The following is a 12,386-nucleotide window of genomic DNA, read 5'->3' as shown; positions in this document are numbered from 1 at the left end:
CCCGACGGCTGCTCCAGCAGCTCGCGCGCCTTGTCGACGGTGAGCTCGTCCGGCGGCAGGTCCTCCGGTACGTTCGCGCGCCGCTCGTCCTTGTCCTCGACGTACGGCCCGTACCGCCCGACCCGGACGACGATCCCGCTGTCGTCCCCGCCGACCGGGAACGTCGACATCTCCCGGGCGTCGATGTCGCCCAGGTCGGTGACCATCGACTTCAGGCCCTCGAGCTGGTCGTCGCCGAAGTAGAACCGCTCCAGCACGCCCTCGCGCTGCAGCTCGCCGGCGGCGACCTCGTCGAGCACGTCCTCCATCGTCGCGGTGAACGCGTAGTCCACCAGCCGGGTGAAGTGCTCCTCGAGCAGCCGCACGACCGCGAAGGCCAGCCAGGCCGGGACCAGCGCCTGGCCCTTCTTGTAGATGTACTTGCGGGCCTGGATCGTGCCGATGATCGAGGCGTACGTCGACGGCCGCCCGATCTCGCGCTCTTCCAGCTCGCGGATCAGCGTGGCCTCGGTGTATCGCGCCGGCGGCTTCGTCTCGTGCCCGGACGCGACCACCTCGGTCGCCGGCAGTACGTCGCCCTCGGCCACGTCCGGCAGCCGGGTCTCCTGGTCGTCGGTCCCCGCGGACGGGTCGTCCGCGCCCTCGACGTACGCCTTGAGGAACCCGTGGAACGTGATCACCCGGCCGGACGAGGTGAACTCGCACTTCTCCCCGGTCGAGGCGGTCGCGTCGATCTTGATCGAGACGCTGTTCCCGACCGCGTCCTTCATCTGGGACGCGATGGTCCGCATCCAGATCAGCTCGTACAGCCGGAACTCGGCACCGCTCAGCCCGGTCTGCGCCGGCGTCTGGAACGTCTCGCCGGCCGGCCGGATCGCCTCGTGCGCCTCCTGCGCGTTCTTCACCTTGGAGGTGTAGACACGCGGCTTGTCCGGCAGGTACGACGCGCCGTACAGCTCCCGGACCTGCGCCCGGGCGGCGGTGATCGCGGTCTCCGACAGCGTGACGCTGTCGGTACGCATATAGGTGATGTTGCCGTTCTCGTAGAGCCGCTGGGCGACCTGCATGGTCTGCGACGCGGACATGCCGAGCTTGCGGCCGGCCTCCTGCTGCAGCGTGGTGGTCCGGAACGGCGCGTACGGCTTGCGGGTGTACGGCTTGGACTCGATCGAGCGGACCGTGAACTGCGACTCCCGCAGCGCGGCGGCGAGCGCGGTCGCGGTCTGCTCGTTCAGGTGGACGGTGTTCGCGCCCTTGAGCTCACCGATCGAACTGAAGTCGCGGCCCTGCGCCACCCGCATGCTGTCCACCGAGACCAGGCGGGTACCGAACTGCCGCGGGTTCCGGTTCTCGCCGGCGTCCAGCGTGGCGTCCAGGTCCCAGTACGACGCGCTGCGGAACGCGATCCGCTCACGCTCGCGGTCGACCACCATCCGGATCGCGACCGACTGCACCCGGCCCGCCGACAGCCGCGGCATGACCTTCTTCCAGAGCACCGGGGAGACCTCGTACCCGTACAACCGGTCCAGGATCCGGCGCGCCTCCTGGGCGTCGACCAGGTCCTCGTCGATGTCCCGGGCGTTGCCGACCGCTTCCTGGATCGCCTTCGGGGTGATCTCGTGGAAGACCATCCGCTTGACCGGGACCTTCGGCTTCAGCTCCTCGAGCAGGTGCCAGGCGATCGCCTCGCCCTCGCGGTCCTCGTCGGTGGCCAGGAAGAGCTCGTCGGCGCCCTTGAGCAGGTCCTTCAGCTTGCGGATCTGCGCCTTCTTGTCGGCCGGTACGACGTACAGCGGGTCGAAGTGCTCGTCGACGTTCACGCCGAGCCGCGCCCAGGGCAGGCCCTTGTACTTGGCGGGGATCTCGTCCGCCCCGCTCGGCAGGTCCCGGATGTGGCCGAAGCTGGACTCCACCACGTACCCGGACCCGAGGAAACCGGCGATCATCCGCGCCTTCTTCGGCGACTCGACGATCACCAAACGGGTCCCCGCGGGTGTCTTCGTGCCTGCTGCCCCTGCCACTGCGCTCCCTACTCTCGTCTGCCGACTACGCGCCCGAGGGACAGGGTACGGCCGACGGCAACGCATTTCTCAACGCACCGTAACCGGTCTCACCCCCGGTGCGCCTCCCAGGGTTTCAGAAAGTGGCGAACACCCCACCCGTCACCGCGCGTCGCGACCACGCCACAGTCTGCCCCTGACGACGCCTACGAGAGTACGCGTCTCAGCGGACGAACCGGACCTCGGGGAATTTCGGGGAGTCGCCGCGGAGCAGCAGCGCGGGCCGCCGGCGCAGCGTCAGGTCGAAGTACGCGGCCAGGTATTCGCGCTGCGCGAGCACGCTGCGGGCCGGTTTCGCGCTGCCGACGAGCGCCTTGATCACCGAGGTGACGATCGGGTCCTCGCCGTAGATCGCATGGAACAGCTGGGAGAAGATGAACTGGTAGTCGGTGAACGCCTTCTGCTTCGACCGAGTCAGCGTCAGGTTCAGCCGGCCGCCGCGCTGCGCCGCCCAGAACGCCGCCCAGGATTTGTCGTAGTAGTCCTTGCCCGGCTCGGTGCGCTGCGTCTCGGCGGAGCCGAACAGCAGGAACGGGCGGTCCAGCCCGTGCTCGGCGACGTCGCCCAGCGGGCCTTTCAGCCGGTCGTCCTGGAGCGTGCCGTCCAGGTCGGCGCCGGCCAGGATCCGCTCGTCGGCGAGCATCGCGTTCCCGGTCGCATAACCGCCGAGCGCGAACCCGAACATGCCGATCTTGCGTACGTCGAGTCCGTCCGCGAACCCGTCCGGCAACTGCTTGCCGTCCGCGTCGGGGTTCTCGCCGTCGGCGATCCGCTCCAGCTGGTCCAGGACGAACCGCGCGTCGGCGGTCCGGGTGTCGACGGCCTCACGGATGTCTGATGGCCGCGGCGGGTCCTGCGCCGTACCGGGCAGGAACCGTCCGCCCGGGAACTCCACCGGCGTCTCGTGGGAGTGGTCGATCGTCACCACGACGTACCCGCGGCTGGCGAGGTCCTCCACCTGCGCGGTGTTCACGAACCGGCTGGTCTGGTACCCGGGTGAGAACAGGATGACGGGGTGCCGCAGCGGTTGCATCGGTACGTCGGCGCGCGCGTGCGTCACGGTGTTCCCGAAGTCGAACGACCCGGCCGGCAGGGCCAGCCCGTCCTCCCCGGTCCACACCGCGTCGATCTCGACCGCGGTCCGCGCCGGCATGTACTTCGCGAACGGCGCGGTGGCCCCCATCCCGGCCGGATACCAGAAACTGACCATCAACTCCCGCTGCCCACTCGGCATACTCGGGTCCACCCGCGCCCGATCAACCAGGTGCACCGCGGTAGTCCCCAACGCCTTCCGCCCAGTAGGAGCAGGCAGTGCGAACCGCACCGGATGAAAGTTCGGGTCCCCCGCCGCCCGCAGCTGTCTGAAGCCCGCAACCTCCTCCGCCCCACCCGGGTCGACGCCGCCCGACCAGCCCGGATCGAAGGGCGAGGCCTGCGCCGATCCCGCTCCTGCCAACGCCCCGCCGGCCGCCAGGCCGGCCAGCAGCAGGGAGCGCCTGGTGAGGTTGTGGCTGCTGGTGCCGGTGGGACGTGGGTTGGTCATGTGACTCATCGTCAACTTCTCGTTTCACCCCGTGATGGCGACACCATCTCAACTTGATGAAGCCGACCTGATGACAATCCGCGATCGGTGCGCTTCACTGTGCATCATCATTGTTCATTGATGCGTGAAGTGAGGCAGTCATGAGCATCTTTGTCCGCATGAAACGTTCAGTAGTCGCGCTGGCCCTACTGGCCGGCGCACTCGTGTACACCGCCGGTCCCGCCCGGGCCGCCGGCACCACGCTCGGTGACGTCACCGCGTTCTCCGCCGATCAGGCGACGTACACCCTCACCGCCGGCCCCGCGAAGGTCCGCGTCGTGTTCCTGAAGGACGACGTGTTCCGCCTCTGGATGGCCCCCGACGGAAACTTCACCGACCCGGCGAGCACCGGCGACGGCTCGACGATCGTCACCAAGACCGACTACGGAACCCCGCGGACGACCTGGCACGACCGCGGCTCGTACTACTCGCTCAGCACCGGCAAGATCGAAGTACGCGCCCAGAAGCAGCCGTTGAAGTTCTCGCTCTACCGCGCGAACGGGCAGCTCGTCTGGTCCGAGGCCGCGCCGCTGTCCTGGACCGACACCTCCACCACGCAGACCCTCGACCGCGGCCCGAGTGAGCAGTTCTTCGGCGGCGGCATGCAGAACGGCCGGTTCTCGCACCGCGACAAGACGATCACGATCTCCAAGGACTTCAACTGGGAGGACGGCGGCAACCCGAACGCCTCGCCGTACTACATGAGCACCGCGGGGTACGGCGTACTCCGCAACACGTTCAGCCCCGGCAGTTACTCCTTCACCAACCCTGTCGCGACCACCCACGACGAGAAGCGCTTCGACGCGTACTACTTCGTCGGCGATCTCAAGACCTCCCTCGACCGCTACACCGAGCTGACCGGCCGGCCGTTCATGCCGCCGATTTACGGGCTCGAGTACGGCGACTCGGACTGCTACAACCGCGGCCACTACGGCACCGATCCGGACCCGAGCAACGACTGGAAGGTCAACCCGGACAAGGTCACCACGCTCGATGCCGTCAAGGTCGCACAACGCTTCAAGGACCAGGACATGCCCGGCGGCTGGATGCTCGTGAACGACGACTACGGCTGCGGGTACTCCGCGAACACCGACTCCGAACTGGTCGACGGCACCTGGTGGGGCAAGCGCGACATCCCGGCCCTCAAGCAGACCGGCGACGAGTTGCGTGCCCGCAACATCCAGATGGGCCTGTGGACGCAGTCGAACCTGGACCGGCAGCCGGCCGAGGTCGGCGACGCCGGAGTACGCATCCGCAAGCTGGACGTCGCCTGGGTCGGCCCGGGGTACCGGTACGCGCTGAGCGCCTGCGACACGGCGCACGACGGCATCGAGCAGTACAGCAACGCCCGCGGGTTCGCGTGGATGGTCGAGGGCTGGGCCGGTGCGCAGCGGTGCGCCGTGCAGTGGACCGGCGACCACAGCGGTTCGCTGGACGCGATCAAGTGGCAGATCCCGGCGATCACCGGCTCCGGCAACTCCGGGATCGCCTACAGCGCGGGCGACGTGGACGGCATCTTCGGCGGCAGCGCGACGTCGTACGTGCGTGATCTGCAGTGGAAGGTGTTCAACCCGGCGCTGATGAGCATGTCCGGCTGGTCGACCCCGGCGTACAAGCAGCCCTGGGCGTACGGCGAGCCGTACACCTCGATCAACCGGAAGTACCTGAAGCTCCGCGAGCGGCTGCTGCCGTACTTCTATACGTACGCCGCGGAGGCCCACCGGACCGGCGCGCCGCTGGACCGGTCGCTGGTGCTGGAGTACCCGGACGACCCGCGGACCTGGGACGACACGACCAAGTACGAGTTCCTGGCCGGCAAGGAGTTCCTGGTCGCGCCGATGTACGACGCCGCCGAGGTGAAGAACGGGATCTACCTGCCCGCCGGACGCTGGATCGACTACTGGACCGGCCGGGTGTACCAGGGTCCGACGACGGTCAACGGGTACCACGCGGCGCTCGACACGCTGCCGCTGTTCGTGAAGGCGGGTGCGGTGGTGCCGATGTGGAAGCCCGGCATCAACAACGCCGTCGAACAGCGGCCCGGCGATCCGGTCAGCGTCGACATCTACCCGTCCGGCAAGTCCTCGTTCTCGATGTACGAGGACGACCGGGTGACCCGCTCCACCAAGTCCGCCACGCAGACCTTCACGGTCGACGCCCCCGCCGAGGGCCGGGGCGACATCACGGTGAACATCGGCGCCAGCATCGGCACGTACGACGGCAAGCCGACGACCCGCCCGTACGAACTCATGCTGCACACAGGCGCCGCCCCACACAACGTCCTTGTCGACGGCAAGCCCGTCACCTGGTCCTATTCGAATGGAGTGATCCGCGTCCCCACCGGATCGATCCCCACCACCCGCAACGCCGTCGTACAGCTCAACGGGACCTCAGCGGTCGGCGGTCCGGACGTCACCAACACCTTCGGCACCCCGGCCCTGACCACACCGTCGCTGTGGAACGCCCCGGGCCAACCCACCGAAGTCACCGCATCCTTCCGCAACGGCACCGGTACGACGGTCCGCGATGTGCGGCTCGACGTACAACTGCCGTCCGGCTGGACCGTGACCGGCCCGAACACCTTCTCCACCGTCCCACCGGGCCAGACCGTGACCACCAAACTCCAGATCACACCAGGCGCGGACGTGAAACCCGCAAGCTTCACGCTGACGCTGCAGGCGTCGTACGTTGCCCAAAGCAAGAATTACGCCAACACCGCCAGTGCCACCGCACAGTTGCCGTACGCATCGTTGTCCCAAGCCGCGAACACGGTCGGCATCAGCGACGCAACGACCTATAAACAAGGCAACTTCGACGGCTCCGGCAACAGCTTCAACGGCGAGGCACTGGCCGCCGCCGGCTACGCCCCGGGCGCCACGGTCTCGACCCAGGGCGCAACCTTCACCTGGCCGACCGGCGCGCCCGGCACACCGAACCTGGTCAAGAACCAGTCCGCACCGATCCTCGTCTCCGGCACAGGTTCGCACCTGGCACTGCTGGGCGCCGGCGCGAGCCTCAACGCCCGCGGCACGGTGACGATCGTCTACACCGACGGCTCAACCTCCGCAGGCACCTTCCAGCTACCGAACTGGTGCTGCCAGGACCCAACCACCGGCGGCGCCAAACTCGCGGTCTCGGTCAAAGGCCGCTACACGGCAGCCGGTCTGAGCAACACCACGACGGACTACCGGGTCTTCTACACCGCAGTCCCCCTGGACCCCGGAAAGACCGTCAAGGCAATCAAACTCCCAGGTGGCGGCCTCGGCTTCTTCGCCGCCACCGTCACCAACCAGCCGTAGCCCTCCCGGGCCTGGATGCCTCAGGTCGGTAGACCCACGAGGTGCAGGGTTCGCCCACGAGATACCGGGCGCAAACCCTGCATCTCGTGGGCGAGCCGATCAGATTCCACGGGCTGCCGGGAGAGTGGGAGGATGGCGAGCATGCATGAGCTGACGGGGAGTGCGGTGGACGGGCTGCGGGCAGCGTTCGCCGGGGCCGGGTACACCGTGGACGGCGTCGCCGAGCGACTCGGCGCGCAGGCGAACGCCGCGCTGGCGCGGAACGAAACTGCTCCCGCGGTACGGCGTACGTCGTCCGGCGACGCGCTCGATACGATGGTCCGGCTCTTTCTGCTGCAGCGACCGGTGCCCGAAACGCTGGTGGACAAGGCGTTTCCGGGCGTCGATCTGGTTGCCCTGGGCATCGTTGAGCGCAGTGGCGGCGAGGTGAAAGCGCTCCTGGACCTGCGGCCGTTCGCGGACGGCGAGCGGGAGTGGTGGGTGATCGCCGATCTGACGCCCGGGCTGGACGGCGTGCGGGAGCCGATGCGGCCGGACTACGTGCTCGGCATCTCCTCGGCCAGTCTCAGTCTGATCCAGCTGACGGTGCCGATCGCGGCGGAGCGGTCGCTCGACATCGGCACCGGGTGCGGCATCCAGTCACTGCTCCTCGCCGACCGGGTCAAGCACCTCACGGCGACCGACGTGAACCCGCGGGCGTTGCGGCTCGCGCGGGCGACGGCGGCGCTCAACCACGTCGACCTCGACGTACGCGACGGGAGTTTGTACGAGCCGGTCAAGGGCGAGCGGTTCGAGCTGATCGTCAGCAACCCGCCGTACGTGATCTCGCCGCCCGGGGGTGAGCTGACGTATCGGGAGACCGGGTTCGTCGGTGACGGTGTCGTCGAGCAGCTGGTCAGGCGGGCGCCGGAGCATCTGACCGACGGCGGGTGGTGTCAGCTGCTCGCCAACTGGACCTGTGTGCGCGGTGAGGACTGGCAGGACCGCGTCGCCACTTGGACGACGGATCGTGCAGCCTGGGCCGTGCAGCGGGAGCAGCTCGACACCTCGGAGTACGTCGAGCTCTGGCTGCGCGACGCCGGCCTGCACGGCTCTCCGGAGTACACCAGCAGGTACGACGAATGGATGCGCTACCTCGACCAGCACGACGTCGAGGCGATCGGGATGGGGTGGATCACCCTGCACAACGTGCCCGGCACCCTCGACGCGGAGGCCTGGCCGTACGAGATCGAGCGTCCGATCGGCCCGCACGTGCTGCACCGGTTCGAGCGCCGGGAGGGGCTGCCGAAAGACCTCACCGGCCTGCACCTGCGCGTCGCCGACGACGTGATCCAGGAGACCACCGGGCGACCCGGCGCCGAGGATCCCGCGACGATCGTGCTCCGGAGGCAGCGCGGGATGCGCCGCGCGGAGCAGGTCGACACGGTGCTCGCCGGTTTCGTCGGCGCCTGCGACGGCGACCTGAGCACCGGGCAGATCCTCGCGGCGCTCGCCGACCTCACAGACCGCCCGGTGGTCGACGTACTGTCCGACTACCTCCCGCAGGTCAGAAACCTTGTGGTGGAAGGGTTCCTGGACTACTGAGTATGCCGGCGGCGCTTCTCGAGGTACATCCGCCGATCGGCCTCGGTCAGCAGGTCCGCCACCGCCGTACCGTCCGTACTGCTGGCCTGACCAACGCTCAGCCGGAGCAGACCGAACCACGGCGCCTCGGCCGCGGCCGCCTCCCGGTCCGCCGCGCTCTTGATCCGCTCGACCAGCTCCGGCGCGCCGCGCTCGTCCGGGTTGTCCAGGACGACGACGAACTCGTCGCCGCCCGCGCGCGCCACCACGTCCTCCGCCCGGCACTGTTCGGAGAGCAGGGCGCCGACGCGCCGCAGTACCGCGTCGCCGCTGGCGTGCCCGAAGCTGTCGTTGATCACCTTGAGGTTGTCGACGTCGATCGCGACCACCGCGATCGAGCGGCCGGAGTCCTGCGCGACCGACATCCGCTCGTCGAGCGCGCGGCGATTCCCGACACCGGTCAGCGGATCCTCACGGGCGGCCCGCCATTCGGCGTCGTGCCGGATCGACAGCTCGTGGTTCGCGAGCGCGCTGCGGACGGCGTACAGCCCGCGTAACCGCTCCGCCCACCAGCCGCGGCTGATCGCCCGCGCGTACTGCAGGCCGGTCGTCGCGCCGACATCGCCGGAGGCCGCGATCACCTCGACCACGGTGTGCCGGACCAGGGCCTCCACGGGCGGGTCCGACATCACCGGCAGATCGCTCTCCGCCCGGTCCGCGGCGTCCAGCGCGTCACCGGTCCGGCCGAGCGTCAGGTACGCCTTCGCCAGGTAGGTGCCCGCGATCGCCGCCAGCTCCAGGTCGCCGAGCTTCGCCAGCTGGTCCCGGCAGTCCTTGAGGATCACCGCCGCCTCGGCCGCGTCCGCGTCGTCGTTGCTCGCCGCCAGCCACATCCGCCCGGCCATCGGCCAGTACCCGAGCAGATCGGCCGCGAGGATCGCCTCGACCGCCTCGCCGGCCCACCGGTGCGCGGCGCGCCGGCGTTCCTGGATCTCGTCGTCGTACGACGTGTCGCCGAGCCGCTCGAGCTCGTGCGCCCAGCGCAGGTTCGACTCGGCCAGGTTCAGCCGGTTGATGGCCGGCGACTCGGGCAGGCCGAGCGGGTCGTGGTCGCCCTCGGCGGCCAGCTCGAAGTGCGGGATGCACAGCTCGTACAGCCGGAGCAGGTCGTAGGCGTACCCGAGGCCGGTGTGGCCCCAGCTCGCCAGCCCGAGGTCCCGCGTCCGGGACAGCGCGTTCTCGGCGGCGACCAGGTCGGCGACCGAGTCACCACCCTCGCCGGTCCGGATCAGCGTGACGATCCGGAGCGCGATCGCGTTCGCCTCCCAGCCGGGTTCGTCGATCGCCCGAGCCACCCGGATACAGCCGTCGACCGCGTCCAGGGCCTCGACCGAGTCGGTGGCGTGGTGCGCGGCGACGGCCCGGACGTACTCCCCGGCCGCGCGCTCGTGGCTCGGCGCCGGGTCGAGTTCGGCGAGCAGGTCGTTGATCTCGGCCATCGCGTCGACCGCGTTGCCCGACTGGGCCCGGGTCATCGCCGCCGCGATCCGCGCCGTCACCCCCGACGTCTCCCGCACCACACCCCCCGATCTCACGTGTTCCGGTGTTTGTCCTCGTACAGCCGTTGGTCCGCGCGCGGGATCAACTGCTCCACACCGAGCCCTTCGGCGGTCGCGGCGTACCCGAGGCTCAGCCCGAGCCGGCGCAACCACGGCTTCTCCGTCGTCGCCGCGATCGCCGCGATCGCGACCCGGATCCGCTCGGCCAGCTGCGCGCCGCCCTTGGCGTCCGGCTGATCGAGCACCACGAAGAACTCGTCTCCACCCGATCGAACCACGGCATCGGTGGCCCGCGCTTGTTCTACCAGCAGATTTGCAACAACCTGCAGCAATTCGTCGCCGCAGGCGTGCCCGAACGTGTCGTTCACGACCTTCAGGTCGTCGACGTCGATGGCCAGCAGGGTGACCGCGCGGCCGGAGTCCCGGGCCGCGGTCAGCCGCTCGTCGAGGGCCCGCCGATTTCCCACCCCGGTCAGCGGATCCTGCCGCGCCGCGTGCCACTCCGCATCGTGCCGGGCCGGCAGATCGTGCGCGGCCAGCGCGTGCCGTACGGCGTTCAGCGCCCGCTGCCGCTCCTTCCACCAGCCGCGCGCGACCGAACGCGCGTACGCCAGCCCCGCAAGGGATCCCGGCGTACCGTCGAGCGCGTCGATCTCCGAACGCGTCTGCAGGACCAGGATGTGAGTCGCTGGGTCGGCCAACGGAATCAGGTCCGCGGCGGCCCGGTCCGCGACCGCTTTCGCCTGCTCGACCTGGCCGTTCGCGCGCAAGGCCCTGGCCAGGTAGGCGCCGGCGATCGCCAGCCGCTCGGTCTCCCCCAGTTTGCTGATCTCGTCGCGGAGCCCGGTCAGCTCGGCGACCGCCTGCGCCGGGTCCTGCGCGGTGGCGGCCGCGGCCAGCCACAACCGGGCGCTGAGTTTCCAGAACTCCTGGCTCTCGTCGTCGACGATCACCCGCTCGGCCTCGCGCGCCCAGTACGCCGCGGACGCCAACCGCTCCTCGATCTCCCTTGTGTGCAAGGGATCGCCGAGCCGCTCGAGTTCGTGCGCCCAGCGCAGGTAGGTCTCCGCGAGGTTCAGCCGGTCGATCGCCAGCGACTCGGCCAGCTCGAACACGTCGTCGTCCAGCTGGGTCGCGAGCTCGTAGTGCGGGATGCACAGCTCGAACAGCCGCAGTACGTCGTACGCGTACCCGAGCCCGGTGTGCGCCCAGGCGATCAGGCCGGCGTCCTTCGTCCGGTTCAGCGCCGCCTCGGCCGCGACCAGGTCGTTCACGGTGTCGCCGCCGCGGCCGCTGCGGGCCAGGTTGATGATCCGGATCGGCAGCGCGTTCGCCTCCCAGCCCGGCTCGTCGATCGCGCGCGCCACCGCGATCAGCGCGTCCACCGCCCGCAGCGCCTCGTCGGCGTCGCTGGCGTGGTGCGCGGTCACCCCACGGACGTACTCCGCGGCGGCCAGCGTGTAGCTGGGTACCCCGCCGAGCTCGGTCCGGATCGCCTCGATCTCGGCCGCCGCAGTGGCCTGCCCACCCGACTGGGCGGCGGTCATCGCGGCGGCGATCCGGGCGGTCAGCGGATCGCCCACCGCCATCTCGCCATTGCCCATACCCGCCGACGGCCCTTCCCTGATCCGACACCCGCCTCTCGGGCCGGACCGCCCATTGTGACCACGCTCTCGACGTCCTGTCACGGCCCGAACCCGCCAACGGCCACTTAGTGCCACAACCACCGTACTGCGGGTTGCGACACTCGACGGTCTCGGAGGGCCGGCGGGGTCAGCGAATCGGGATGCCCAGCGGGAGCTGGAAGGCCGGCGGCAGACTGCTCGACGGCGCGAACTTCGGCACCGCCACCGTGCAGCTCAACGACGTTGCCGAGCAGCTGAGGAGGTCTACTGGGTCGTTCTCCGCCGCGCGGTAACCGACCGCGAAGAACGCATCCTCGCTGGACCACTGGGTCGGCGCGATCAGGCTGTACCCGGTGAACTTCAACGGCAGCTGCTTGCCGGAGCCGATGTCGAACATGCGGACCTCGTCGGCCTTGTCGGTCAATAGGTAGCGTCCGGACGGAGACAGGGACGCATCCCAGCCGAGGAACGTCCGCGGCGACTTCGCGTTCACGTCCTTGTCGACCGCGAGATCGTTGCCGGCGCTCGCCGCCGGGTGTTCCCAGACCAGTTGCCCGCCGCTCGCGGCCCGGAGGAAGCTCGTCTTCGCGCCGGGCTTGATCAGCTTGTTGTGGCCGGTGGCCACATCCAGCCGGCGGAGACCGTCCGAGGCCGCGAGGTACGCCGTACCGCCGTCGATCGCGACCACGTGCAGCGGA

At 69.5% G+C, this 12,386-nt stretch carries 7 protein-coding genes; 2 read left to right on the top strand and 5 right to left on the bottom strand.

Going from position 1 to position 12,386, the window contains the following annotated elements; all coding sequences use genetic code 11:
* Positions 1 to 1,946: type I DNA topoisomerase (gene topA, locus VFF46_RS24335; protein ID WP_325039515.1), on the bottom strand; the 1,946-nt coding region annotated here is incomplete at its 3' end.
* A 277-nt stretch (positions 1,947 to 2,223) separates the two neighbouring features.
* Positions 2,224 to 3,603: a hypothetical protein gene (locus VFF46_RS24330; RefSeq protein WP_325039514.1), complete on the bottom strand. Its 1,380-nt coding sequence runs from the start codon at positions 3,601 to 3,603 to the stop codon at positions 2,224 to 2,226.
* Positions 3,604 to 3,761: 158 nt separating this feature from the next.
* Between VFF46_RS24330 and VFF46_RS24325 the strand changes: the two genes are divergently transcribed.
* Positions 3,762 to 6,941, top strand: a complete 3,180-nt coding sequence (locus tag VFF46_RS24325; protein ID WP_325039513.1) for a TIM-barrel domain-containing protein — start codon at positions 3,762 to 3,764, stop codon at positions 6,939 to 6,941.
* A 141-nt stretch (positions 6,942 to 7,082) separates the two neighbouring features.
* Complete coding sequence (locus VFF46_RS24320) at positions 7,083 to 8,525, top strand: DUF7059 domain-containing protein (protein ID WP_325039512.1); 1,443 nt, start codon at positions 7,083 to 7,085, stop codon at positions 8,523 to 8,525.
* Here the strand turns inward: VFF46_RS24320 and VFF46_RS24315 are convergent.
* The 3 genes from VFF46_RS24315 to VFF46_RS24305 form a co-directional block, all read right to left on the bottom strand.
* Entirely contained in the window at positions 8,519 to 10,099 is a 1,581-nt protein-coding gene (locus tag VFF46_RS24315) for a GGDEF domain-containing protein (RefSeq protein WP_325039511.1), read from the bottom strand. The genes VFF46_RS24320 and VFF46_RS24315 overlap by 7 nt on opposite strands.
* A complete protein-coding gene (locus VFF46_RS24310; protein ID WP_325039510.1) occupies positions 10,096 to 11,667 on the bottom strand; it encodes a GGDEF domain-containing protein in 1,572 nt (523 codons plus the stop codon). The genes VFF46_RS24315 and VFF46_RS24310 overlap by 4 nt, the downstream gene beginning before the upstream one ends.
* Positions 11,668 to 11,836: 169 nt before the next feature.
* Positions 11,837 to 12,386, bottom strand: a 550-nt coding sequence (locus VFF46_RS24305; RefSeq protein WP_325039509.1) for a hypothetical protein, incomplete at its 5' end; no start/stop codon positions are given.

Source organism: Kribbella sp. (genome assembly GCF_035655035.1).
GTDB lineage: Bacteria > Actinomycetota > Actinomycetes > Propionibacteriales > Kribbellaceae > Kribbella.
Note: the sequence above shows the minus strand (reverse complement) of the source record. Positions and strands in the feature narration are given on the sequence as shown.

Coding starts and splice junctions, on each gene's coding strand:
- VFF46_RS24330 (WP_325039514.1), bottom strand. CDS start 3,603: ATGACCAACCCACGTCCCACCGGCACCAGCAGCCACAACCTCACCAGG.
- VFF46_RS24320 (WP_325039512.1), top strand. CDS start 7,083: ATGCATGAGCTGACGGGGAGTGCGGTGGACGGGCTGCGGGCAGCGTTC.
- VFF46_RS24325 (WP_325039513.1), top strand. CDS start 3,762: ATGAAACGTTCAGTAGTCGCGCTGGCCCTACTGGCCGGCGCACTCGTG.
- VFF46_RS24310 (WP_325039510.1), bottom strand. CDS start 11,667: ATGGGCAATGGCGAGATGGCGGTGGGCGATCCGCTGACCGCCCGGATC.